Annotated in this window: 21 protein-coding genes and 1 riboswitch; of the genes, 19 read left to right on the plus strand and 2 right to left on the minus strand. The window is 64.5% G+C overall.

The genetic code is table 11. The features are described from left to right. The first annotated feature begins 138 nt into the window (after window positions 1–138). The 12 genes from LV82_RS14760 (at window position 139) to ribD (ending at window position 11643) form a co-directional block, all read left to right on the plus strand. The gene (locus LV82_RS14760; protein ID WP_146065128.1) at window positions 139–624 is read left to right on the plus strand and encodes a hypothetical protein; all 486 of its coding nucleotides are present in this window, start codon (window positions 139–141) and stop codon (window positions 622–624) included. Window positions 625–925: 301 nt separating this feature from the next. After that, on the plus strand, window positions 926–1444 hold the full coding sequence (mraZ, locus tag LV82_RS05760; protein WP_104069896.1) for a division/cell wall cluster transcriptional repressor MraZ: 519 nt from the start codon (window positions 926–928) through the stop codon (window positions 1442–1444). Between the two features lie 3 nt (window positions 1445–1447). Then, complete coding sequence (gene rsmH / locus LV82_RS05765; protein ID WP_104069898.1) at window positions 1448–2428, plus strand: 16S rRNA (cytosine(1402)-N(4))-methyltransferase RsmH; 981 nt, start codon at window positions 1448–1450, stop codon at window positions 2426–2428. Next, window positions 2428–2775, plus strand: coding sequence for a cell division protein FtsL (gene ftsL, locus LV82_RS05770; RefSeq protein WP_104069899.1), 348 nt, complete (start codon window positions 2428–2430; stop codon window positions 2773–2775). Before rsmH ends, ftsL begins: the two co-directional genes overlap by 1 nt. After that, window positions 2772–4556 carry a peptidoglycan D,D-transpeptidase FtsI family protein gene (locus LV82_RS05775; RefSeq protein ID WP_104069901.1) on the plus strand — a complete coding sequence of 595 codons (1785 nt, stop codon included), beginning with the start codon at window positions 2772–2774 and terminating at the stop codon, window positions 4554–4556. Before ftsL ends, LV82_RS05775 begins: the two co-directional genes overlap by 4 nt. Before the next feature lie 26 nt (window positions 4557–4582). Beyond that, the gene (locus tag LV82_RS05780) at window positions 4583–6061 is read left to right on the plus strand and encodes a UDP-N-acetylmuramoyl-L-alanyl-D-glutamate--2,6-diaminopimelate ligase (protein ID WP_104069903.1); all 1479 of its coding nucleotides are present in this window, start codon (window positions 4583–4585) and stop codon (window positions 6059–6061) included. Beyond that, a complete protein-coding gene (locus LV82_RS05785; RefSeq protein ID WP_104069904.1) occupies window positions 6061–7506 on the plus strand; it encodes a UDP-N-acetylmuramoyl-tripeptide--D-alanyl-D-alanine ligase in 1446 nt (481 codons plus the stop codon). Before LV82_RS05780 ends, LV82_RS05785 begins: the two co-directional genes overlap by 1 nt. Then, window positions 7507–8589 carry a phospho-N-acetylmuramoyl-pentapeptide-transferase gene (mraY, locus tag LV82_RS05790; RefSeq protein WP_104069906.1) on the plus strand — a complete coding sequence of 361 codons (1083 nt, stop codon included), beginning with the start codon at window positions 7507–7509 and terminating at the stop codon, window positions 8587–8589. It begins immediately after the preceding gene. A gap of 79 nt (window positions 8590–8668) precedes the next feature. Next, window positions 8669–9415, plus strand: a complete 747-nt coding sequence (locus LV82_RS05795) for a glycosyltransferase domain-containing protein (RefSeq protein WP_104069908.1) — start codon at window positions 8669–8671, stop codon at window positions 9413–9415. A gap of 2 nt (window positions 9416–9417) precedes the next feature. Next, window positions 9418–9837, plus strand: coding sequence for a secondary thiamine-phosphate synthase enzyme YjbQ (locus LV82_RS05800; RefSeq protein ID WP_104069911.1), 420 nt, complete (start codon window positions 9418–9420; stop codon window positions 9835–9837). A 244-nt stretch (window positions 9838–10081) separates the two neighbouring features. Next, a complete protein-coding gene (gene nrdR, locus LV82_RS05805) occupies window positions 10082–10549 on the plus strand; it encodes a transcriptional regulator NrdR (RefSeq protein WP_104069912.1) in 468 nt (155 codons plus the stop codon). A 23-nt stretch (window positions 10550–10572) separates the two neighbouring features. Further along, window positions 10573–11643, plus strand: coding sequence for a bifunctional diaminohydroxyphosphoribosylaminopyrimidine deaminase/5-amino-6-(5-phosphoribosylamino)uracil reductase RibD (ribD, locus tag LV82_RS05810; protein ID WP_104069914.1), 1071 nt, complete (start codon window positions 10573–10575; stop codon window positions 11641–11643). Between the two features lie 33 nt (window positions 11644–11676). Here ribD and LV82_RS05815 read toward each other — a convergent pair whose 3' ends face one another. Beyond that, window positions 11677–12378: a glutathione S-transferase N-terminal domain-containing protein gene (locus LV82_RS05815; RefSeq protein WP_104069916.1), complete on the minus strand. Its 702-nt coding sequence runs from the start codon at window positions 12376–12378 to the stop codon at window positions 11677–11679. Between the two features lie 153 nt (window positions 12379–12531). After that, window positions 12532–12610, plus strand: a riboswitch (SAM riboswitch). A gap of 41 nt (window positions 12611–12651) precedes the next feature. Between LV82_RS05815 and metZ the strand changes: the two genes are divergently transcribed. The 4 genes from metZ (at window position 12652) to LV82_RS05835 (ending at window position 18041) form a co-directional block, all read left to right on the plus strand. Continuing rightward, entirely contained in the window at window positions 12652–13827 is a 1176-nt protein-coding gene (metZ, locus tag LV82_RS05820) for an O-succinylhomoserine sulfhydrylase (protein ID WP_104069917.1), read from the plus strand. 118 nt (window positions 13828–13945) lie between these two features. Continuing rightward, entirely contained in the window at window positions 13946–15043 is a 1098-nt protein-coding gene (gene folE2, locus LV82_RS05825) for a GTP cyclohydrolase FolE2 (RefSeq protein WP_104069919.1), read from the plus strand. Window positions 15044–15097: 54 nt separating this feature from the next. Further along, window positions 15098–16546 (plus strand): TrkH family potassium uptake protein, encoded by a 1449-nt coding sequence (locus tag LV82_RS05830; protein ID WP_104069921.1) that lies wholly within the window; start codon window positions 15098–15100, stop codon window positions 16544–16546. A gap of 46 nt (window positions 16547–16592) precedes the next feature. Beyond that, window positions 16593–18041, plus strand: coding sequence for a TrkH family potassium uptake protein (locus LV82_RS05835; RefSeq protein WP_104069922.1), 1449 nt, complete (start codon window positions 16593–16595; stop codon window positions 18039–18041). 6 nt (window positions 18042–18047) lie between these two features. Here the strand turns inward: LV82_RS05835 and LV82_RS05840 are convergent, their stop codons facing one another. Further along, the gene (locus tag LV82_RS05840; protein ID WP_170063362.1) at window positions 18048–19739 is read right to left on the minus strand and encodes a serine protease; all 1692 of its coding nucleotides are present in this window, start codon (window positions 19737–19739) and stop codon (window positions 18048–18050) included. 165 nt (window positions 19740–19904) lie between these two features. On the opposite strand from LV82_RS05840, the gene LV82_RS05845 reads away from it, so the two are divergent. The 3 genes from LV82_RS05845 to glyS are packed head-to-tail and all read left to right on the plus strand — an operon-like array spanning window position 19905 to window position 23388. Further along, window positions 19905–20825 carry a glycine--tRNA ligase subunit alpha gene (locus LV82_RS05845; protein WP_104069925.1) on the plus strand — a complete coding sequence of 307 codons (921 nt, stop codon included), beginning with the start codon at window positions 19905–19907 and terminating at the stop codon, window positions 20823–20825. A gap of 28 nt (window positions 20826–20853) precedes the next feature. Further along, on the plus strand, window positions 20854–21324 hold the full coding sequence (locus tag LV82_RS05850; protein ID WP_104069927.1) for a DUF6446 family protein: 471 nt from the start codon (window positions 20854–20856) through the stop codon (window positions 21322–21324). 3 nt (window positions 21325–21327) lie between these two features. Next, entirely contained in the window at window positions 21328–23388 is a 2061-nt protein-coding gene (gene glyS / locus LV82_RS05855) for a glycine--tRNA ligase subunit beta (protein ID WP_104069928.1), read from the plus strand. Window positions 23389–23462 lie beyond the last annotated feature (74 nt).

Consider the following 23462-nt stretch of genomic DNA (forward strand, 5'->3'; position numbering starts at 1 on the left):
CACAAGATGGCGCCAATGCTGCGCATGCACAATCCCGGGAATGCTCAATGCCGCTATGCAGCAATTGCATGGCAAGCGTCACATTTCTGTTAATGCTTCCGGCATTGGCAGCTTGCCCGCAGTCTAGGCAGCAAGCAGATGGCCAGCGCGTTCGCGCGATACGGCTTACGCGACGCGGCGGGGGCTGCCATGTGCTTGCGCCTGGTTGCCTTGCCGATGGCCCCACCGGATTTGAGTTGCATGGAATTCCCGTTGGGAAATCATGGGTGCCGCGTCGGGGGCCGTGATCGTTCCATGGGAATTCATGGAACTGGCGGCACCGAGAGCGGGCGCACGGGCGAATCACCCGGGGTGTTCGCGCGTATCAGGCCGGATTATCGCGGCTTGCAGTCGCTGATCGGTCGGACCTCAATGGCGCTGACGGCGCGATCTGCGGGTTTTGATGCAAAAATATGGGATTTCATGGAACCGTTTGAGGTCCGTTCCGTCCGGGCCATATGTAGTAAATTTCTCATCGATATGCGCATCATCATGTGTTGGTCTATGGATGTGCGTGGAATTTTCCTATCCATTCATTCGATTTCTGCCTTCTCGACGGCCTGCTGCCGAAAAGATTTTTGTTGATTCCCATGAATTCCCATGTCATCCCTTGAGGCACGATGAGGACGGGCTGACAAGGGCGGCAAGACCCAAACGGCGAAAGTCAGGTTTCATACAGGCACCCGCTTTCATCGCACAAAAGATCCGGCGCGCAAGCGAGCAGACATCCCCCCCAGGTGGCAAGCGCAGTCGGACACCCCAGTGATGGGACGAGGGCGGCGGATTGGGCAGTGGCAGCAGCCCGGTCCGCCGTTTTCCATCCCGGGACATCAGGCGGTTCGATCCGACCTGGGGGACGAAGGGGACAGGTAGGGAGCGCGGGCCCTTGGCACGCAGGTTCAGAGGTTCCGAGACTTACAAGGTGGACGCGAAGGGTCGCGTCTCCATCCCGGCCTCGTTCCGCCGCGTGATCGAGGCATGCGACCCAGACTGGAAGGAAGGTCTGCGCCCGAATATCGTCATCGTCTATGGTCCCGAAAGCCAGAAATTCCTTGAAGTCTATTCGATGGAGGCGATCCACGAGATCGACGAGCAGATCTCGCTGATGCAGCGCGGCTCTCCCGAACGCCTTCTGGTCGAAGAGCGCATGTACGGCCAATCGCTGGAAACCCAGATCGACGATGATGGTCGCCTGACGATCCCCCAGAAGTTGCGCGAAAAGATCGGCCTGAAGAACGAAGCCTTCTTCATCTCGGCCGGGGATTACTTCCGCATCTGGAATCCCGAAACCTATGCCGAACACCAGGCGCGGCTCAGCCAGCGCGCGGCCAGCCAGTATCCCGAGGATTTCGATCCGCGCAGCCTGCTGCCGCCGCTGCCGGGGCGAACGGGCCATGGGGGCTAGGCGATGAGTGCAGGTTCCGGATCGCCCCACGTTCCCGTCCTGATCGATCCCCTGATCGCGGCCGTCGCGCCGATATCGGGAACCTGGGTGGATGGCACCTTTGGCGCAGGCGGATATGCCCGGGCCTTGCTGGATGCCGGGGCGGACAGGGTGATCGGCATCGACCGCGACCCGACGGTCTTTGACCCGGCGCGGGCCTGGGCGGATGTCCATGGCGACAGGCTGATCCTGCGACAGGGCACCTTCTCGGATCTCGACCAGATTGCGGGCCAGCCGGTGGATGGTGTGGTCCTTGATCTGGGGGTTTCCTCGATGCAGCTGGATCAGCCCGAGCGCGGCTTTTCCTTTCAGAAGGACGGGCCGCTGGACATGCGCATGGGCGACAGCGGCCCGACCGCTGCCGATCTGGTCAACTCGGCCTCCGAGGCCGAGCTGGCCGACATCCTGTACCATTATGGCGAGGAACGCGCGGCGCGCCGGATCGCGCGTGCCATCGTCGCGCGCAGACCATTCACCCGGACGCTGGAACTGGCCGAAGTCATCGCATCGTGTCTGCCACGCCAGAAACCGGGACAAAGCCACCCGGCCACGCGCAGCTTCCAGGCACTCCGCATTGCGGTGAATGACGAATTCGGCCAGCTGGCCGAAGGGCTGATCGCGGCCGAGCGCGCATTGAAGCCGGGCGGCCAGCTTGCGGTGGTGACCTTCCATTCGCTCGAGGACCGGATCGTCAAGAGGTTCTTCCAGATCCGTTCCGGGGCTTTGGGGCAGGGCAGCCGCCACGCGCCCGAACAGCAGGAGATCGCGCCGACCTTCACGCTCAAGACACGCAGGGCGATCGCACCCGATGATGCGGAGCTGGCACGCAATCCGCGCGCGCGCTCGGCGCGGCTGCGGATCGGCGTCCGCACCGATGCGACCCCGGGTCCGATCGACAGGGCATCTCTTGGTCTTCCCATGCCGGCAAGGAAGGGAGGGGGCTGATGCGCATTCTGTTCGCAATCTTCACCATCATTTCCGTCATGGCTCTTGCCTTCTGGGCCTATCGAGAGAACTACCGGACCCAGGCAGAACTGTCCGAGATGCGCGAGCTGCAGGCCGAAATCGGTCAGTTGAACGAAAGCCTTGCCGTGCTGCGCGCCGAATGGGCCTATCTCAACCGGCCGGATCGTCTGCGCGAACTGGCCGACATCAATTTCGCCCGCCTCGGGCTGTTGCCCCTGGATCCGCGGCAATTCGGTCGCGTGGCGGATGTCGGCTATCCGGCCCCCGACCTGCCGCCGATCACCAAGCCGGTCGATACGGTTGCAACGCAGGATCTGACGCAATGACTCGCACGCCTCTACGTCCTCTTGCGCGCATTCTGGCCGCCCGGGCAAAGGGCGAAAATCCCGACGCGATCGAACGCGAGAATATCCGTCTTCGGCACGAACAGATGCGCGACAAGGCGCGGATGCGGGCCGAAAGCCGGCTTTTGATCCTGTCGGTTGCATTTGTCATGGGCTTTGGCCTTGTTGGCGCGCGGATGGCATCGCTTGCCGCCTCTGAACCGTCAGAGCCGCAGGTTGCTTCGCATGGCGCGGGAATCGTCGCGCAGCGCGCCGATATCGTCGACCGACGCGGCCGCATTCTGGCGACGAACCTTCTGACCCATTCGCTGTATGCGCAGCCGCCGCTGATGGTCGATCCGCAGCGCGCGGCACACGAACTGGCCGCGATCTTCCCGGACCTGGACGAGGATCGGCTGCTGAAGGATTTCACCGGCAAGCGCAAGTTTCTGTGGATCAAGCGCCGCATCTCGCCCGAGCAGATGCAGGCCGTGCACGAGATCGGCGAGCCGGGGCTTCTGTTCGGCCCGCGCGAAATGCGCCTGTATCCGAACGGGCCGCTGGCAGCCCATGTTCTTGGCGGTGCGGGGTTCGGGCGCGAAGGTGTGCGCGCGGCGGAAATCGTCGGACGCGCGGGGGTGGAAAAGACGTTCGATGCCTGGCTGCGCGACCCCGCCAATGCCGGCAAGCCCCTGCAGCTGTCTCTGGATCTGACCGTGCAGGCCACGGTCGAAGAGGTCCTGGACGCGGGCATGAAGCTGATGAACGCCAAGGGCGCGACCGCCATCCTGATGGATGCCCATAACGGCGAGATCGTGGCAATGGCCTCGCTGCCCGATTTCGATCCGAACGATCGGCCCTCTCCGCCCGTGTCGGGCGACCCTTCGGACAGCCCGTTGTTCAACCGCGCCGTGCAGGGCCTTTACGAGCTTGGGTCGACCTTCAAGCTGTTTGCCATCGCGCAGGCCGTCGATATGGGGCTGGTCAACCCCGATACGATGATCGACACCAAGGGGCCCCTGGTCTGGGGGCGTTTCAAGATTCGCGACTTCCACAATTACGGGCCCCAGCTTTCCGTCACCGATGTTCTGGTCAAGTCCTCGAATATCGGGACGGCGCGCATCGCGCTGCAGATCGGTGCGGTCAAGCAGCAGGAATTCCTGCGCGCGCTGGGCATGTTCGATCCCACCCCCGTCGAGCTGGTCGAGGCGCCGGGCGCCAAGCCCCTGCGCCCCGAAAAATGGCCCGAGATCACGACGATGACCGTTTCCTACGGGCATGGAATCGCGGCAAGCCCGCTGCATCTGGCGGCGGCCTATGCCTCGCTTGTCAACGGCGGCACGCGGATCACGCCGACATTGCTACGTCGAGATCATGTCGAACCGGGGCCGCGAATCATCTCGGAGCGTACCTCGGCGATCCTGCGGGACATGCTGCGACAGGTCGTTGCGCGCGGCACGGCCAGCTTCGGCGACGTGCCGGGCTATTCCGTCGGCGGCAAGACCGGCACGGCCGACAAGCCGCTGCGCACGGGCAAGGGCTATGCCAAGGACAAGGTGATCGCCACCTTCGCTTCGGTGTTTCCGACCACCGATCCGAAATACGTCCTTGTCGTCTCGCTGGACGAACCGGTCGAGACTTCGGGCGCCGAGCCGCGCCGCACCGCCGGATGGACGGCGGTACCCGTCGCGGCCGAGATCATCCGGCGCACCGCGCCCTTGCTGGGCCTTCGTCCGGAACTTGAACCCGTGGCCGATGCCGGGGTAATACGCGTCCGCAACTGAACCCCGAATGCGCGGAGGGCCGGGCGATGGCCGAAACAAAGACGCTTGCCGAGCTGGGCCTGACCGCACAGGGCGGGCGTGAGGCGCGCATAACGGGGCTGTCGGTGGACAGCCGGCAGGTCCGTCCCGGCCACCTGTTCGCGGCCCTGCCGGGCAGCACCATGCATGGCGGCGAATTCATCCAATACGCATTGCGGATGGGTGCCGCGGCGATCCTGACCGACCGGGAAGGCGCCCGCATCGCCAGGGATGCGCTGGCCGGCGCGGATGCCGCGCTGATCGTCTCGGAAGACCCCCGGCAGGCGCTTGCCTGCGCCGCGGCGCTCTGGTTCGGCGCACAGCCCGAAACGATGGTCGCGGTCACGGGTACTTCGGGCAAGACATCGGTGGCCACGTTCACCCGTCAGATATGGCAGGCGCTGGGGCATTCGGCGATCAATCTGGGCACGATGGGCGTCCTGGGCGATTTCGAGGCCCCTCTGGCCCATACCACGCCCGAACCGATCACCCTGCATCGCGTGCTGGCCGATGCCGCGCAGGCCGGCATCACCCATGCGGCAATGGAAGCTTCCAGTCACGGTCTTGACCAGCGGCGGCTTGACGGTGTGCGGCTGCAGGCCGCGGCCTTCACGAATTTCAGCCAGGATCATCTCGACTACCATGAGACATTCGAGGCCTATTTCGCGGCCAAGGCTGGCCTGTTTGATCGCGTCCTGCCCAAGGACGGCATGGCCGTGGTCAATATCGACGACCCGCGCGGCCGCGAGATTCTGGAAATCGCGCGCGCGCGCGGCCAGCAGGTGATCACCGTGGGCCGCAATCCCGCGGCCGATCTGTCCATTGCCGCCCAGAGGTTCGATGCAACCGGGCAGGATCTGCGCTTCATGTGGAAGGGGCAGCCCCATCTTGTCCGGCTGGCGCTGATCGGCGGGTTCCAGGCCGAAAACGTCTTGGCCGCGGCGGGCCTGGCCATCGCCACGGGGGACGAGCCCGCGCGCGTATTCGCGACCCTGCCGGGCCTGACGACGGTGCGAGGGCGCATGCAGCTGGTCGCGCGCCGGGACAACGGTGCGACCGTTTTCGTGGATTATTCGCACAAGCCCGGCGCTCTGGCGGCCGCGCTGCAATCCTTGCGCCCGCATGTCATGGGGCGCATCGTGGTGGTCTTTGGCGCGGGCGGGGATCGCGACCGGTCCAAGCGTCCGCTGATGGGAGAGGTTGCCGCGAAACACGCCGACCTGGTCATCGTGACCGACGACAATCCCAGAACCGAAGATCCCGCCTCGATCCGGGCCGAAGTCATGGCCGGCTGCCCCGAGGCCATCGAGGTCCCCGATCGGGCCGAGGCGATCCTGCGCGGCGTGGACGCGCTGCTGCCGGGCGATGCGCTGCTGATCGCGGGCAAGGGGCATGAAACCGGCCAGATCATCGGCCATGATGTCTATCCCTTCGACGATGCCGAACAGGCCTCGGTCGCGGTGGCCGCTTTGGAGGGGCGCATCTGATGTCGGCACTCTGGACCGGGGCCGAGGCGGCCCGTGCGATCGGCGGGCGCCTGACGCGCGATTTCGAAATTGCGGGCCTGTCGATCGACACGCGAACGATCCGACCGGGCGAGATGTTCATCGCCCTGACAGACAGGCGGGACGGACACGACTTCGTTGCCGATGCGCTGGCGCGCGGGGCGTCGGGCGCGATGGTGTCGCGCGTGCCTGACAACGTGGATTCGGACGCGCCGCTGTTGATCGTGCCGGACGTTCTGCGCGCCTTGTGGGATCTGGGTGCCGCGGGTCGGGCGCGCACGGGGGCACGGGTCATCGCCGTCACGGGTTCGGTCGGCAAGACATCGACCAAGGAGATGCTGCGCGCCATGCTTTCGGGCCAGGGCCGGGTCCATGCCGCCGAAGCCAGCTTCAACAACCATTGGGGTGTGCCGCTGACCCTTGCGCGCATGCCCCGCGAAGCGGACTTCGCGGTGATCGAGATCGGCATGAACCGGCCCGGAGAGATCGCCCCGCTCGCCCGTCTTGCCCGTCCGCATGTCGCCATGATCACCACCGTGGCGCCGGCGCACCTGGAGGCCTTTGGCGAGATCGCCGGAATTGCGCGCGAGAAGTCGTCGATCTTCGAGGGGCTCGAGCCCGACGGCACGGCGATCATTCCATCCGGCCTGGAGACGACGCCGATTCTGGCCAAGGCGGCAGCGCGGGCATCCCGGATCATGACCTTCGGCGCAGAGCGCGAAGACGACTTTCGCCTGCTCGAGGTGATGGTTTCTCAGGACAGGACCGTGGCACGTGTCGGCCATGCCGACGGACAGGTATTGTTGCGCCTGAACGGTCCGGGACGGCATTTCGCCACGAACGCGCTGGGCGTTCTTGCGGTGGCCCGGGCGCTGGATCTGGACCTTGCCGTTTCGGCCTGCGATCTGGCCCGATGGCAGCCGCCAGCCGGGCGCGGACAGCGCGAGGTGATCCATCTGGACATCGTGAACCAGGAGCAGAGCTTCGACCTGATCGACGACGCATTCAATGCCAATCCCGCCTCCGTTTCGGCGGCGCTGGACGTTCTGGCGTCGGCCAGGCCTCGGGACGGTATCGGACGTATCGGCCGGGGGCGGCGCATCGTCGTGCTGGGCGACATGCTGGAGCTGGGGCCGGACGAGATCGATCTGCATCGCCAGATTGCGGCCCATCCGGCGATGACATCCATCGACATCGTGCATTGCGTGGGGCCAAGGATGCGCGCACTGTGGCAGGCGCTGCCCGACAGCCGTCGCGGGCTGTGGTTCGAAACGGCCGACGAGATGGCCCGCGTGGCGCATCGCATCGTCGATGCCGGCGACGTCGTGCTGGTCAAGGGATCCAAGGGGTCGCGCGTCAGCCAGGTGGTTGACGCGTTGCGGAAACTGGGGCAACCCGGCGCGGATCGCGCCCAAGGGAAAGAATAGATGCTGTATTGGCTGTCCAGCCTGTCCGAGGGCGGAGACGTCTTCAACCTGTTCCGTTACATCACGTTCCGCGCGGGGGCGGCGTTCTTCACCGCGCTGATATTCGGTTTCCTGTTCGGGCGGCCGCTGATCGACCTGTTGCGCCGCAAGCAGAAGCGTGGCCAGCCCATTCGCGAGGACGGTCCTGAAACCCACTTTGCCAAGGCCGGCACGCCGACCATGGGCGGGCTTCTCATCCTTTCGGCGATGATCGTTTCGACCCTGCTTTGGGCGCGGCTCGACAATCCGTATATCTGGATCGTGCTCTTCGTGACTTGCGCCTATGGGCTGATCGGATTTGCCGACGACTATGCCAAGGTGTCGCGCCAGAACACGCGCGGCCTGTCCTCTCGGATGCGCCTTGCGCTGGGCTTCCTGATCGCCGGCTTCGCGGGCATGATGGCGGCGATGGTTCACCCCGAGCCCTTGGCGTGGAAGCTTGCCGTTCCGCTGTTCAAGGATGTTCTCTTGAACCTTGGCTGGTTCTTCGTGCCGTTCTCGATGATCGTGATTGTCGGTGCGGCGAATTCAGTCAACCTGACGGATGGTCTGGACGGACTGGCCGTCATGCCGGTGATGATCGCGGCGGCAGCGCTGGGCATCATTGCCTATGCCGTGGGCCGTATCGACTTCACCGAATATCTGGGGGTTCATTACGTGCCCGGATCCGGGGAGATCCTTGTCTTTTGCGCCGCGCTGATCGGCGGGGGGTTGGGATTCCTGTGGTACAACGCGCCGCCGGCCGCCGTGTTCATGGGCGATACCGGCTCGCTTGCGCTGGGCGGAGCGCTGGGGGCGATTGCCGTCGTGACGAAGCACGAAATTGTCCTCGCGATCGTCGGCGGCCTTTTCGTGGTCGAGGCGCTGTCGGTAATCATCCAGGTTCTGTATTTCAAGCGCACGGGCAAAAGGGTCTTCTTGATGGCGCCGATCCATCACCACTTTGAAAAGAAGGGCTGGTCGGAGCCTCAGATCGTGATACGATTCTGGATCATCTCGCTGATCCTTGCGCTGATCGGTCTTGCGACGCTGAAATTGCGCTGACCGGGGCGGAACGGGCTTTTGCGCCGCGCCTGACAGGGTATGCTCTGCCCAAGGGGCGCGACTGTCAGGCAGGGAACCCATGTCGCTCGTTCTGTATTCCGCATGGTATGGCGAGGCCGAACCGCTGAACGCGCAGGTGTTCGGACCGTTCGACAGCTGCCGCAGGGTGCTGTTCACCGACCGGCACGACCTGTCCCTTCCGGGGGTCGAAGTCATTCACGAGCCTGCCATGGGGCTGGACCCGGCGCGCGCTTCGCGTCGGGCAAAGCTGATGCCCCATCGCTATTTTCCCGATGCCGAATGGTCGATCTGGATCGACAACAAGAGCATTCTGCGCCGCGATCCGTGCGACCTGCTGGCAAGGCTGCAATCGGCAACCGACGCCGGCTTCCTTGCCTTTCCGCATTTCCGCCGCGACTGCGTCTATCAGGAACTGCGCACTGCCTGGGAGCTGGGCCTCGATGATCCGCGCATCCTGCGCGAACGCGCCCGGACCTATCGGCAAGAAGGCATGCCCGAACATTTCGGCCTGATCGAGGGGCATTTCCTGGTCCGTCGTCATAACGCCCCCGACATCGCCCGCTTTGGAGAGAGGTGGTTCGAACATGTGCTGCGCTTTTCGCGCCGCGACCAGGTGTCCTTTCCCTATCTCGCCTGGCGGTTGGGGCTGAGATACGAACCGATCACGATGCTTGACAGGCGCGATACGGTGACCTTCACGGTCTTCGACCGCAAGACGCGCAAGCCGGAATTCCGGCGCCACGACATGGCCCGCCAGATCGCCCGACGAATCTGGCACGGAATTCGGTCAGGGGGAAGAAAGTAACGATGCAGCGCATATTCGTGATCTCGACCCGGGGGGCGGGGCTGTATGAATTCACCCAGGACATACGCAAGTTCTGTGGGCCACTTGGCACGGGGCTTCTGACGCTGTTCGTTCGCCACACATCCTGTTCGCTGCTGATCCAGGAGAATGCCGATCCCGAGGTGCGTGACGACCTGGCCGAATTCCTGCGTCGTCTGGTTCCCGACGCCGACGATGCCTCGATGCGCTGGCTGCGCCATACCTATGAAGGCCCGGACGACATGCCGGCGCATATCAAGGCCGCGCTTTTGCCGGTGAGTATCTCGATCCCGGTGGCAGAGGGGCGCCCGGCTCTGGGAACATGGCAGGGAGTCTACCTGTTCGAACATCGCCGAGCGCCCCATGACCGTCAGGTGGTGGCTCATTTTGTCCGCTCGACCTGAGGAGGATGGCGCGCGGACTCCGTTATGACGGTCGTACCGGGCGTCGCGGCACTTCAGATGCTGCGTCTTCCCGATCGAGCGAAAATGCCCGCATTGCGCGTGCTGCGGCAGGGGAATGTGCGCGCACCTTTCCCCCCGGGATCGGGAATCGCGATCTGGTGGAGGAACATGCCCCCTACCCAAAGGATAGAGGTCGGCCTATAGTGCCTGTGGATAATGGGGGCTCTGGGCCAAGGGAGACGGGATGCGCTGTCCGTTTTGCGGGAATATCGACACGCAGGTGAAGGATTCTAGACCGGCCGAGGATCATGTTGCGATCCGCCGCCGCCGCTTTTGCGCGGCTTGCGGGGGACGGTTCACCACCTATGAGCGGGTCCAGCTGCGCGATCTGGTCGTCATCAAGTCCAACGGACGGCGCGAGGACTTTGATCGGGCCAAGCTGGAGCGTTCGATCCGTATCGCCATGCAGAAACGCCCCATCGAACCGGAACGGATCGACCAGATGATCTCGGGCATCGTGCGGCGGCTGGAATCTCTGGGCGAAACCGACATCCCGTCGAAGACGATCGGGGAAATCGTGATGGAGACGCTGGCGCGTATCGATACCGTCGCCTATGTGCGTTTCGCAAGCGTCTACAAGAACTTCCAGGCGGCAGACGATTTCGACAAGTTCGTATCGGAACTGCGCCCTTCAGTCGCGACCGAAGAGTGAGCAGCAGGGTAGACCTGTATCACATGACCCATGCCCTGGGGCTTGCGCGCAGGGGGCTGGGTCGGGTGTGGCCCAACCCGGCGGTGGGCTGCGTGATCGTGCGCGACGGGCGCGTCGTCGGGCGAGGCTGGACCCAGCCCGGCGGACGCCCCCATGCCGAAACGGTTGCCTTGCAACAGGCGGGATCCCGTGCGCGGGGTGCGACGGCATACGTCACTTTGGAGCCATGCGCCCATCACGGCCGCACACCGCCCTGCGCCGAGGCGCTGATCGGCTCGGGCGTGGCCCGTGTCGTGACCGCGATTCAGGACCCCGATCCGCGCGTGGCCGGGCGCGGCCACCAGATGCTGCGCGATGCGGGGATCGTGGTCGATACCGGCGTGTTGGCCGAAGAGGCACGCAGCTTGCAGCGGGGCTTCCTGACGCGCGTGACCGAGGGGCGGCCCATGGTCACGCTGAAGATGGCCTTCAGTCTGGATGGTCGGATCGCCACCGCCGGGGGCGAAAGCAAGTGGATCACCGGGGCGCTGGCGCGTCGCAGGGTTCATGCCATGCGTGCCAGCCATGACGCGATTCTGGTCGGCGCGGGCACGGTGCGCGCCGATGATCCATCGTTGACCGTGCGGGATCTGGGTATCGACCATCAACCCGTGCGCGTCGTGGCCTCCGGCCTGCTGGACCTTCCGCTGGATGGCATGCTGGCCTCGACCGCGCGTGAGGTTCCGGTATGGATTCTGCATGGCCCCGAAGCCCCGGTGGAGCGGCGCGAGGCGTGGCTGCGGGCTGGCGCTGAACTGATCGAATGCCCCGCTGACGGCACCGGGCTTGGGGTCCGTTCGATGCTGGCAGCCCTGGGGGCCCGTGGCCTGACGCGCGTCTTCTGCGAGGGCGGGGGGCAGCTGGCCGCTGCCTTGGTCGAGGCCGGTCTGGTGGATGAAATCGCGGTTTTCTCGGCTGGCATCCTGCTGGGCGCGAATGGCCGGCCCGGCATCGGTGCGCTTGGCCTGGATCGATTGGGCGATGCGCCCCGCTATTGTCTCAAGGGTATCGAGGTCGTCGGGCAAGACACGCTTTGCCTGTGGCATCGCGCGTGACGGGGCGCGCGGCCGGCGCCCCGCCAAATCCGCTCAGCGCTTGAAAAGCACTTCCTGCGCCTTGCGGTTAGAGGTCAGGTCCGCCCGATTTTCGGCGCCAAGCGCGCGGCCACGCTGAACGGCGGGACGTGCGCCGACCTCTTCCAGCCAGCGCTTCATGTTCGGCTTGTCATCCAGGGTCTGGCCCTGGCCTTCCCACAACGAACACCAGCCCCACAGCGCCATGTCGGCGATCGAATAGAAATCGCCCGCGACATAGCGGTTGTCGGCCAGACGACGATCAAGCACGCCGTAAAGCCGCGCGACCTCGCGTCGATAGCGTTCCTGCGCATAAGGCAGCACCTGCGGGGGTTCCATCGACGGGGCATATTTCAGGAAGTGGTGCGCCTGGCCCGCCATCGGGCCAACCCCGCCCACCTGCCAGAACAGCCATTCCTCGACCGCGACGCGCTCGCGTTCGTTCGTGCCATAGAATTTCCCCGTCTTGCGGGCGAGATATTGCAGGATCGCGCCGGACTCGAAGATCGAGATCGGAGCGCCATCAGGCCCATCGGGGTCGACGATGGCCGGCATCCGGTTGTTGGGCGAAATCTTCAGGAACTCGGGCTTGAACTGGTCGCCTGCGCCGATGTTGACGTAATGCACCTTGTAGGGCAGCTCCATCTCCTCCAATGCGATCGAGATTTTCCAGCCATTCGGCGTGGGCCAGTAGTAGAGTTCGATGGGTCTGGTCATGCTTGCTCTCCTTTTGCACCAACTTTGCCTCGCGTTGCTGCGGCTTCAAGTCCGGCCGTCGCGGAAGTTCGTGAATTCTTGCGCAGGCATTGTGCATCGGAATCGCCATGCCGATGCCAGCCGGCTGTTGACCCGGTCCTTCGCGCGCGCTATCGCCTGCGGCGTGGCGATTTGTTCACCGGATTGCGGGCCACGTTAAAGATGCCGCTAAAGAGGTAGGAGCAGGACGCCCCGCCTTTACCGGTGGGGCTTTTTTGTGCCGAGGGACCCGCCATGGCAGATTGGAAGACACGCACGAAACTGATCCACGAAGGCGCGCGGCGCAGCCAGTATGGCGAAATGTCCGAGGCGATCTTCCTGACACAGGGCTTCGTCTATGACAGCGCCGAACAGGCCGAGGCGCGTTTCATCGAGCTGGGCGAAGACGAATTCATCTATGCCCGTTACGGCAACCCGACCGTGCGGATATTCGAAGAGCGCATGGCGGCGCTTGAAGGCACCGAGGACGCGTTTGCCACCGCCAGCGGCATGGCGGCTGTGAATGGCGCGCTGACATCGCTGGTCAAGGCGGGCGACCATGTCGTGGCTGCCCGGGCGCTGTTTGGCTCCTGCCTCTATGTGCTGGAGCTGCTGGGACGGTTCGGCGTCGAGGTCACCTTTGTCGATGGGACCGACCTGGACCAGTGGCGCGCGGCGGTCCGTCCGGACACCAGGGCCGTCTTCCTGGAAAGCGTGTCGAACCCGACGCTGGAGGTGGTGGACATCCGCGCGGTGGCCGATATCGCCCATGCCAACGGGGCGCTGGTCATCGTGGACAACGTCTTTGCCACGCCGGTCTTTTCGCGCGCGGTCGAACTTGGTGCCGATGTCGTCGTCTATTCGGCCACCAAGCATATCGATGGGGCGGGGCGGTGCCTTGGCGGCGTTGTCTGTGGCAGCCGGGACTATATCCGCAAGGTGCTGGAACCCTATCTGAAGCATACCGGCGGCGCGCTGAGCCCCTTCAACGCCTGGGTCATGCTGAAGGGCATGGAGACGCTGGACCTGCGCGTGCGGGCACAGGCCGCGACCGCGCAGGCCGTGGCCGAGGCGCTGAGCGGCCACCCGAAGCTGAGCCGCGTCATCTATCCGGGCCTGAAAGACCATCCGCAGCACGATCTGGCGATGCAGCAGATGGGGGCCGGCGGTACCGTCGTCTCGCTTGACCTTGCGGGCGGCAAGGATGCGGCCTTTCGTTTCCTGAATGCGCTGAGGATCGTGAAGATCTCGAACAATCTGGGGGACGCGAAGTCCATCGCGACGCATCCGGCGACGACGACCCATCAGCGTCTGCCCGACGACCAGAAGGCGCGTCTGGGCATTACGCCCGGGCTGGTGCGCCTGTCGCTTGGGCTCGAGGATACCGATGATCTGATCGGGGATCTTCTGACCGCCCTGCAGGCCGCATGATCACGCATGGCAACTGATCCGGTGTCGCAATCGGATCGTAAAAGGTTGCGAGTGCTTGGGTGGCGCGGCAACAGACCCTACATTATGTCAGCGGTCCCCGCACCCGAAGGAGGGCAGGATGAACAGTTTCAGCAAGATTGGCGTCGCTCCCAGCGCCGAGGACGCGGCCAACGCATTGAAGACCCTGCGCGAATGGGCGGCCTCGGCCGACCCGGTCGAAGTGGCGCGGCTGGACCCGGCCATCGCGCGCCTGCTTCCGGGTGCAGAAGTGTCGAATTATCCTGACCTCTCAAGGTCCTATCCTTCGGACTTCAGGCCGGATGAAGCCTATCACGCCTCGATGCCCGATCTGCAGAATGGTCCGACCAGCCTGATCGTCGGGGCGCGGGCGGTGCTGCAGCATGTCGGCATTTCGAACTTCCGTCTGCCCATCCGGTTTCACCTGCGCGACGGGGGCGACTTGACGCTGGAGGCATCGGTCACCGGAACGGTATCGCTGGATGCCGACCGCAAGGGGATCAACATGAGCCGCATCATGCGGTCGTTCTATGCACATTCCGAACGCACCTTTTCCTTCGAGGTTCTGGAGGCGGTGATCGAGGACTACAAGCGCGACCATGATGCGGTGGATGCGCGGCTGATGATGCGATTCTCGTTCCCCGTTCGACAAAAGTCGCTGCGTTCGGGGCTGGAAGGGTGGCAGTATTACGATATCGCGCTGGAACTGGTCGAGCAGGCCGGTCAGCGCAAGCGTATCATCCACCTGGATTACGTCTATTCTTCGACCTGCCCGTGTTCGCTGGAACTGTCCGAACATGCCCGCAAGGTGCGCGGGCAGCTTGCAACGCCGCATTCGCAGCGCTCGGTCGCGCGCATCTCGGTGGTCGCCAGCGGGTCGAAATGCCTGTGGTTCGAAGACCTGATCGAACTGGCCCGCGCCGCCGTGCCGACCGAAACGCAGGTGATGGTCAAGCGCGAGGATGAGCAGGCCTTTGCCGAACTGAACGCAGCAAATCCGATCTTCGTCGAGGACGCCGCACGCGCCTTTGCGCAGCAATTGCTGGCCGATCAAAGGGTTGGTGATTTCCGCATCATCGCCAGCCATCAGGAAAGCCTGCATTCCCACGATGCGGTCTCGGTGCTGATCGAGGGGCCCACCTTTGTTTCCGAAAGCCTTGATCCGCGGCTGTTCGCCTCACTGCACAAGCCGGGCTGATATCGTCACCGCGGCCTTGACGCCGAAAACGGCGGGGTGCATCCAGCATGCATCATGCTGGACCTTCGCCCCGTAGGATTTGTGGTCGGACTGGTCGTGGCCGCGCTGGGCGCGGTCATGGTCATGCCCATGTTCCTTGACCTTGCGCTGGGCGATCCGAACTGGCGGGCCTTTCAGGAGGCCGCGATTATCACGATCCTGTCCGGTGCATTCCTTTCGCTGGCCTGCCACCAGCCCGATGCGCCGCCGCCAAGCCTGCGGCAGGCCTTCCTTTTGACCATTGGCATCTGGTTGACCTTGCCGGTGTTCGGCGCCTTGCCCTTCGTGATTGGCAAACCCGATGCGCGTTTTCTGGACGCGTGGTACGAGGCCGTCTCAGGCATAACGACGACCGGCGCGTCAGTTTTCGTCGACATCGACTCGCTGCCGGCAGGCGTTCACCTGTGGCGCGCGATGCTGAACTGGCTGGGCGGGCTTGGTATCGCGTTCATCGCCATGATCTTTCTGCCGGTCATGCGCGTGGGCGGCATGCAGTTCTTTCGCACCGAGGGCTTCGATACGTTCGGCAAGGTCCTGCCCCGCGCGCGCGATATCGCGATCGAGCTGTTCATGGTCTATTCCGGGCTGACATTGCTGTGCATCCTTGTCTATGCGGGGCTTGGCATGCCGCGCCTGGAGGCGCTGGATCACGGCCTGGCCACGATCGCGACGGGAGGATTTTCGCCGCGCGCGTCGTCTTTTGCGGGCTATGCCCCGCCGATCCATTATGCGGCGACGGCATTCATGCTGCTGGGCAGTCTGCCCTATATCCGCTATGTCCAGCTGATGCGCGGAGACGCCCGGGCGCTGCTGGCCGATGCGCAGGTGCGTGGCTATCTGACCTGGGTCGGATGCGCCGTGCTGGCGGTGTCCGTCTGGCGCGCGGCCACCTCGGATCAGGCCGCAGAGCCGGTTCTGCGCGAAACCATGTTCAACCTGGTGTCGGTGATGTCCTCGACGGGATTTTCCACCGAAACCTTTCCGTCCTGGGGCGGCTTTGCCATGATGGTCGCCTTCTGGCTGGGCATCGTCGGCGCCTGCTCGGGGTCAAGTGCGGCCGGTCTTTCGATCTTTCGCGTTCAGGTCTTGCTGCGCGGGGTCTGGGCCGAGATCAAGCGGATGCATGCCGCCCATCGCGTGGTTCCCCTGAAATATGACGGCCGCCCCGTCGATGCCGATACGATGGGCGCGATCACCCTGTATCTGGGCGCATTTCTGACGACGTTCGGCGTGATCGCCGTTCTGATCCTGGATACGGGCGTGGACGTTGAATCGGCGCTTCTGGCGGCGTGGACGACGATCGGAAATATCGGATATGGCTATGGCCCGCTTCTGGCGCGGACCGGCACATTCGTGGATTATCCCGACCTGGCCAAGATCCTGATGGCACTGGCCATGATCCTGGGGCGCCTGTCGCTCTTGTCGGTCTTCGTGATCGTGCTGCCGCGTTTCTGGCGGGTCTAGGGGGCGCCGTCTTGACACGTCGCGCGGGCAGGGGAAAGTCGTTCGAATGATGGATCTTCGGCCCGTCGTCTATGTCATTGGACTGCTAACCTGCGTTCTGGGTGCGACGATGGTCGTTCCCATGGGCGTGGACATCGCCGAACGCAATGGTCATTGGCCAGCCTTTGCCGAAAGCGCGATGATTTCGCTGGTCGTGGGTGGGGCCTTGGCCGTGGCCTCGGCCAATGGTCCGCGCGACCGGTTGACGCTGCAGCAAAGCTTTCTTCTGGCGACCGGAGTCTGGGTGGTCCTGCCGCTCTTCGGGGCCCTGCCGATGATCCTGGGCGCGACGGATGCGCGCGCTGTTGACGCGATTTTCGAAGCCATGTCGGGCCTTACCACGACCGGTTCGACCGTGTTCACGGGGCTTGATGCCCTGCCACGAGGCCTGCTGCTCTGGCGGTCGATGCTGCAATGGTTCGGCGGGATCGGGATCGTCATCGTGGCGATGGTCTTCCTGCCCGAACTTCGGGTCGGTGGTATGCAGATCTTCCGGTCCGAGGCCTTTGACACTGGCGGCAAGATCCTGCCGCGCGCGGCCGAGATCGCGTCCAGGATCACCGCGATCTATGTCGGGCTGACGGTTCTTTGCACGCTGGCCTATATCGCGGTGGGCATGGATGGGTTCCAGGCGATCAATCACGCGCTGACCACGATGTCGACGGGGGGCTTTTCCACGGGCGACGCGTCGTTCGGCGCCTATCAGGGCTTGCCGGAATATGTCGCCTCGGTCTTCATGGTGCTCGCCAGCCTGCCTTTTGTCCTGTACGTGCAGGCAATGGCAGGCAGGCTGCGACCGCTTTGGCAGGATCCGCAGGTGCGGGGCTTTCTTCAGGTGATTGCGGTTCTGGTGGCGGTGATCACGGCCTATCGGATCGTTGCCAATGGCGACCATTTCGAACATGCCCTGCGCGAGGCCCTGTTCAACGTGACCTCGATCATCACGGGCACGGGCTATGCCAGCGTGGACTACCAGTTGTGGGGCGGCTTCCCGGTTGTTCTGTTCTTCTTCATTGGCCTGATCGGCGGCTGCGCCGGATCGACCTGCTGTTCGGTCAAGATCTTCCGCTACCAATTGCTGTTTGCGTCGATCCGGGTTGCGGTGCGGCGAATTCATGCCCCGCATTGCGTCCTGACGCCACGCTATGCCGGTCAGCCGGTTGGCGAGGAAATCATGTCTTCGGTCATGAGTTTCTTTGGCGTCTTTGTGCTGGCTTTGGGACTGTTCGCCGTGGCGCTGGGGCTGACGGGGCTGGATTTCACGACGGCATTGTCCGGGGCGGCGACCGCCATCGCCAATGTCGGACCGGGGCTTGGCGATACGATCGGCCCCGCGGGAAACTTCGCCACGCTGAATGACGCGGCGAAGTGGATCCTGACATTTGCCATGCTGCTGGGGCGGCTGGAGCTGCTGGTCGTGCTGGTCCTGTTCCTGCCCCGCTTCTGGCGCGCATGACTGCGTTCAGTCCCAGCAGGATACAAGCACTGCCAGATCCCTGCCCAGCGCGGCCAGGTCTTCCGGTTCCATGGTCGCGACCTGCCGAGCCGCTGTTTCGGTCGGGATGCCCGCATCCGAAAGAACCCGCAAGATGGCCGCGCCATCAAGGCTGAGCGTGACATTGCCGGGCAGGATGCGATCGCCGCGTTGGGGCAGGACCATCCCGATGACCCCGCCCGCCATGTCGATGACCGGAGCACCGGCCTCTTGCGGGCGCGTGGCAAGGTCCAGCTGGTCCAGCTCGGGCTCGCCGCCCAGTCCCGACATCCGCGCGACGCGTCCCAAGGCGATGGTTGCCTGGTCCAGCGCGTCGCCATAGGCAAAGCCGGCGACGACAATCTCGGCGCCCTCGGCGGCGTTGCCCAGTCGTGCGATGGCGCGGGGTGCGATGGGGTCCAGCGGGTGCAAGAGAGCCAGGCCGGCCTCTTCGTCGCGATGGACGATGCGGGTGTCGATCCCGTCGCCGATCGTCACGCGGCCGCAGGCCGAAATCGGCTCCAGCGCCGTAGCGACAACACCATCGCGCGAGACGAAGAAGCCCGAAACCGCGCCAATGGGCCGGCGGACCCGCAAACCTGCCAGCATGTCACCGCTCGGAGCAAGCTGCGTTGCGGGTTCCGGCAGAACGGCGCCGTCAAGCGGTCGGAAGCTTGCCTGCATCTCTTCCAGCGCACGCTGGGCATTGCGATCCTGCTCGCGCGGCCAGATCAATGCAAAGCCCTTGATCGTGTTCCCGGCAAGATATGCCTCGACATGCGCCGCGCGGCTGTCGTTTGCGCCGTCGATCGTGAAATTGCGCGCGCGCAACCGGCGTTCGCCCTGGGTCGGGATCAGCGAAAGGCTCTGCATCACGTCATAAAGCGCCGACAGCGTGGTCTGGCTGCCCGGCATCGAAATCAGCAATGCGCGCATCCCCGATCCGTTGCGCGGCTTGTAATGCACGAAGGGCGGCTCGACCCTGTCGAACTCGACAAGGCCCAGGGGCAGGGTGATCTCGACCCCGGCAGAAGCTTCGGAAACGCTTTGCAAATTCAGCGCCGCGCGATCTGCGCGCCAATCCGACAGCAGCCGTTCGCGCTGGGCGGTGGTCAGAATGCCTGTCGGCTCGTATCCATGCGCGATCTGCCAGTCACGCATCGCTGCGCGCGTTCCGGGGCCGAAGGCGCCATCGATCATGCCCTTGTAATGCGCCTCCCAGCGCAGGGCTTCCTGCACCGCGCGACGCTCTTCGGGAAGCAGCAGGGCTTCGGCCGCGCGCGCCTCGGCCGGTGTCTGGTCGGCAGGCTCAAGTGTGGGGGAAGCCGGTGCGGCCTGCGGGGCCAGCGCCGTTCCCACCGCGCCATCGCGAGGCCAGAACCGCGCCGTGTATCGGCGGCCTTCCGTGACATAGGAATCCGACGGGATCAGGCCTTCGCGCTTGAGCGCCTGCATGCGCCGGCGCGCGCCTTCGGGCGTGTCGGGGCCAAGCGCAATTGCATACCAGCCGGTGGTCATCGCAAAACCCGCCACGTCGGGAAAGTCTGCGGCATAGTCGCGTGCACGCAATTCCGCCTGGGCAAGGGTCGCGCGCGCCTCGACCTGAATCCAGGTCTGCTGGGCCATGGCTGCGCCCGCACTCATCACAAGAACCAGAACCTGAATTGTCCTGGCCAGCACGCCCGAAATCCGCATATTCGAAGAACTCCTGTTTCCCATCGGAACGAATTGGTCCCGAAACTATCAACCTGTGCGGCAAGGTCACGGCCGAATCGTGCCTGCGCCGATTGACCGTGCCCCACCTGTTGCCTATTGAGAACGCGCTTTGGCGCAAGGACAAACCAGATGAAACAGACCGCCCCAAGATCGTTCCAGGAAATCATCCTGCGGCTTCAGAACTATTGGGCCGACAAGGGCTGTGCCATTCTTCAGCCATATGACATGGAAGTTGGCGCGGGCACGTTCCACCCCGCAACCACCTTGCGATCGCTGGGCGCAAAGCCCTGGGCCGCGGCCTATGTCCAGCCTTCGCGCCGGCCGACCGATGGGCGCTATGGCGAGAACCCGAACCGCCTGCAGCACTATTACCAGTATCAGGTCATCATCAAGCCCAGCCCGCCGGACCTGCAGGAGCTGTATCTGGGGTCGCTGGCCGCGATCGGAATCGATTCCAGCCTGCATGACATCCGCTTTGTCGAGGACGACTGGGAAAGCCCCACCCTGGGCGCCTGGGGGCTGGGCTGGGAGGTCTGGTGCGACGGCATGGAGGTCAGCCAGTTCACGTATTTCCAGCAGGTCGGGGGGCACGACTGCAAGCCGGTCTCGGGCGAGCTGACCTATGGCCTGGAACGTCTGGCGATGTACGTGCTGGGGATCGACCACGTGATGGACATGCCATTCAATGATCCCGACGCGCCCATTCCGCTGACCTATGGCGATGTCTTCCGCCAGACCGAACGGGAATACAGTCGCTGGAACTTCGAGCAGGCCGATACCGAGATGCTCTTGCGCCATTTCGAGGATGCCGAGGCCGAATGCGAGCGTATCCTTGCGGCGGCCGAAACCGACAGCGCCGGGCGGCGCATCGTCATGGCCCACCCGGCCTATGACCAATGCATCAAGGCCAGCCACCTGTTCAACCTGCTGGACGCGCGCGGCGTGATCTCGGTGACCGAGCGGCAGGCCTATATCGGCCGCGTGCGCACGCTGGCAAAGAAATGTGCCGACGCCTTCCTGCGCACGCCGGCCGCCGAGGAGGCCGCATGACAGGCCGCAACCGCGGGGAGCGTTTCGCATGAATGGCCGGATCGTTGCCGGTTTCCTGGTCGCCACGGCGCTGGCGGTCGGGGCGGGCGTGTACTACACGCAGGAATATGCCTATTACCGGACGATCCAGCCGGGAACCGAACGCGCCCGCATCCGCCTGACCGACCGCACCGGCGCGCTGCGCGACGTGCCGATCCGCGACTTTCAGGGGATCGATGCCGACAGCTCGCCACTGCGGTACCGGGCCTGCTTTCGCATTGATCTGCCCACCGAGGAACTGACGCGGGATTTCACGCCGTGGCCGCAGGCCGAGCCACGCATCGCCCCGCGCCATTTCCCATGTTTCGATGCCGTCCGGATCGGCAATGACCTCGAGGCCGGCCTTGCCCTTGCCTTTCTGGCCGAGCGTGACATCGCCCCCGGTGTGGATCGCGTCGTGGCGGTCTATCCCGATGGCCGGGCCTATGCCTGGCACCAACTGAATGAAAGCGCGGAATAGAAAATGCCCGATCTACTGATTGAACTCTTCTCCGAGGAAATTCCCGCGCGGATGCAGCCCCGGGCGCGCGAAGACCTGAAGCGGATGGTCACCGATGGGTTGGTCGAGGCCGGCCTGACCTATGCCGGGGCGCATGCGCTTTCGACGCCGCGCCGTCTGACGCTGGCGGTCGAGGGGCTGGACGCCGCAAGCCGCCCCCAGCGCGAGGAGCGCAAGGGCCCTTCGGTCAACGCGCCCGAGGCAGCGCTGCAGGGCTTCCTGCGGTCGACGGGACTGACGATCGATCAGCTGGAGAAGCGTGACACCCCCAAGGGCAAGGCGTGGTTCGCGGTGATCGAACGCCCCGGACGGCCTGCCGCGGAAATCGTGGCCGAGGTCCTGGAATCGACCATCCGCAACTTCCCGTGGCCAAAGTCGATGCGCTGGGGGTCAGGCGCGCTGCGCTGGGTGCGGCCGCTGCATTCGATCCTGTGCATATTGTCGGATGACGCGGGACACGAGATCGTGCCTCTCGAGATCGACGGCATCCGCGCCGGCGACACGACGCGCGGCCACCGGTTCCTTGCGCCAGAGCCGTTTTCGGTAACCTCCTTCGAGGATTATGCCGCAAAGCTGAAGCGCGCCAAGGTCATGCTGGACCCGGCAGAGCGCGAGGAGCATATCTGGCATGACGCCACCAACGCGGCCTTTGCCCAGGGGCTGGAGGTCGTCGAGGATCGCGGGCTTCTGACCGAGGTTGCGGGGCTGGTCGAATGGCCCGTCGTGCTGATGGGCCGGATCGATGATGCGTTTCTCGACCTGCCGCCCGAGGTGCTGCAAACATCGATGCGCGAACATCAGAAGTTCTTTTCGGCCCGTGATCCGAAGACCGGCCGCATCGAGGCCTTCGTGACCGTTGCCAACAATGAAACGGCCGATCGCGGCGCCACGATCCTGAAGGGCAACCAGAAGGTTCTGTCGGCGCGGCTGTCCGACGCAAAGTTCTTTTGGGAGAACGACTTGCGCACGGTTCATGACAAGGGTCTGGAAGGCATGGCCGAAGGCCTGCGCAATGTAACCTTCCACAACAGGCTGGGCAGCCAGTGGGACAGGATCGAGCGGATCGAGCGTCTGGCGCGCACGATTGCCCCGCAGGTCGGGGCATCGCCCGATCTGGCGGCCGAGGCCGCGCGGGTCGTCAAGGCCGACCTGCAATCGGCGATGGTGGGCGAATTCCCCGAACTTCAGGGCGTGATGGGGGTCTATTACGCCCGCGCCGCCGGCCTGCCCGAGGAAATCGCCAATGCCTGCCGCGCGCATTACCAGCCGCTTGGCCCCAATGACGACGTTCCGACAGAGCCGGTCTCGGTCGCGGTGGCGCTGGCCGACAAGATCGACATGCTGACCGGCTTCTGGGCGATCGACGAAAAGCCCACCGGGTCAAAGGACCCCTATGCCCTGCGCCGCGCCGCGCTGGGCGTGATCCGGCTGATTCTGACAAATGGGCTGAGACTGCAACTGTCCCGCATATTTGCCGAAGCGAACCCACATGCTGACGCAGAAGACCTGCTCGCCTTCTTCCACGACCGGCTGAAGGTCCATCTGCGCGATCAGGGTATCCGTCACGACGTCATCGACGCGGTGCTGGCGATGCCCGGAAATGACGACCTGACCCTGCTTGTCCGCCGCGCCACTGCGCTGGCCGATTTCCTGCGCACCGATGATGGCGAGAACCTGATCCAGGGTTTCAAGCGTGCCAACAACATCCTGACGCAGGCGGAGCAGAAGGATGGCGTGGAATATTCCTATGGCGCCGATCCCAAATTCGCCGAGACCGACGAAGAACGCGCCCTGTTCGCCGCGCTGGACGCCGCCGAGGCCGAGATTGCCCCTGCCATGAAGGCCGAAGATTTCGCCCCCGCCATGGCCGCAATGGCACGGCTGCGCGCGCCCATCGATGCCTTCTTCGAATCTGTCCAGGTCAATTCCGACAACGAGATCGTCCGGCGCAACCGGCTGAACCTGTTGTCCCGGATTCGCGCGATCTGTCTGCAGGTCGCCGACCTGACGCGGCTTGAGGGCTAGGGGGCTTCGCGCCGGCAGGGCTTCGCGAAGACTTGACGACTCTTCGCTTTGGGCCTAAACGGCGCGGACGGAAT

Source organism: Albidovulum inexpectatum (genome assembly GCF_002927635.1).
GTDB classification, from domain to species: domain Bacteria; phylum Pseudomonadota; class Alphaproteobacteria; order Rhodobacterales; family Rhodobacteraceae; genus Albidovulum; species Albidovulum inexpectatum.

Excerpts from the sequence above, each read along its gene's own strand:
- LV82_RS14760 (WP_146065128.1), top strand. The coding sequence starts at position 139 with ATGGCCAGCGCGTTCGCGCGATACGGCTTACGCGACGCGGCGGGGGCT.
- rsmH (WP_104069898.1), top strand. The coding sequence starts at position 1,448 with ATGAGTGCAGGTTCCGGATCGCCCCACGTTCCCGTCCTGATCGATCCC.
- ftsL (WP_104069899.1), top strand. The coding sequence starts at position 2,428 with ATGCGCATTCTGTTCGCAATCTTCACCATCATTTCCGTCATGGCTCTT.
- LV82_RS05775 (WP_104069901.1), top strand. The coding sequence starts at position 2,772 with ATGACTCGCACGCCTCTACGTCCTCTTGCGCGCATTCTGGCCGCCCGG.
- LV82_RS05780 (WP_104069903.1), top strand. The coding sequence starts at position 4,583 with ATGGCCGAAACAAAGACGCTTGCCGAGCTGGGCCTGACCGCACAGGGC.
- LV82_RS05785 (WP_104069904.1), top strand. The coding sequence starts at position 6,061 with ATGTCGGCACTCTGGACCGGGGCCGAGGCGGCCCGTGCGATCGGCGGG.
- mraY (WP_104069906.1), top strand. The coding sequence starts at position 7,507 with ATGCTGTATTGGCTGTCCAGCCTGTCCGAGGGCGGAGACGTCTTCAAC.
- LV82_RS05795 (WP_104069908.1), top strand. The coding sequence starts at position 8,669 with ATGTCGCTCGTTCTGTATTCCGCATGGTATGGCGAGGCCGAACCGCTG.
- LV82_RS05800 (WP_104069911.1), top strand. The coding sequence starts at position 9,418 with ATGCAGCGCATATTCGTGATCTCGACCCGGGGGGCGGGGCTGTATGAA.
- nrdR (WP_104069912.1), top strand. The coding sequence starts at position 10,082 with ATGCGCTGTCCGTTTTGCGGGAATATCGACACGCAGGTGAAGGATTCT.
- ribD (WP_104069914.1), top strand. The coding sequence starts at position 10,573 with ATGACCCATGCCCTGGGGCTTGCGCGCAGGGGGCTGGGTCGGGTGTGG.
- LV82_RS05815 (WP_104069916.1), bottom strand. The coding sequence starts at position 12,378 with ATGACCAGACCCATCGAACTCTACTACTGGCCCACGCCGAATGGCTGG.
- metZ (WP_104069917.1), top strand. The coding sequence starts at position 12,652 with ATGGCAGATTGGAAGACACGCACGAAACTGATCCACGAAGGCGCGCGG.
- folE2 (WP_104069919.1), top strand. The coding sequence starts at position 13,946 with ATGAACAGTTTCAGCAAGATTGGCGTCGCTCCCAGCGCCGAGGACGCG.
- LV82_RS05830 (WP_104069921.1), top strand. The coding sequence starts at position 15,098 with ATGCTGGACCTTCGCCCCGTAGGATTTGTGGTCGGACTGGTCGTGGCC.
- LV82_RS05835 (WP_104069922.1), top strand. The coding sequence starts at position 16,593 with ATGATGGATCTTCGGCCCGTCGTCTATGTCATTGGACTGCTAACCTGC.
- LV82_RS05845 (WP_104069925.1), top strand. The coding sequence starts at position 19,905 with ATGAAACAGACCGCCCCAAGATCGTTCCAGGAAATCATCCTGCGGCTT.
- LV82_RS05850 (WP_104069927.1), top strand. The coding sequence starts at position 20,854 with ATGAATGGCCGGATCGTTGCCGGTTTCCTGGTCGCCACGGCGCTGGCG.
- glyS (WP_104069928.1), top strand. The coding sequence starts at position 21,328 with ATGCCCGATCTACTGATTGAACTCTTCTCCGAGGAAATTCCCGCGCGG.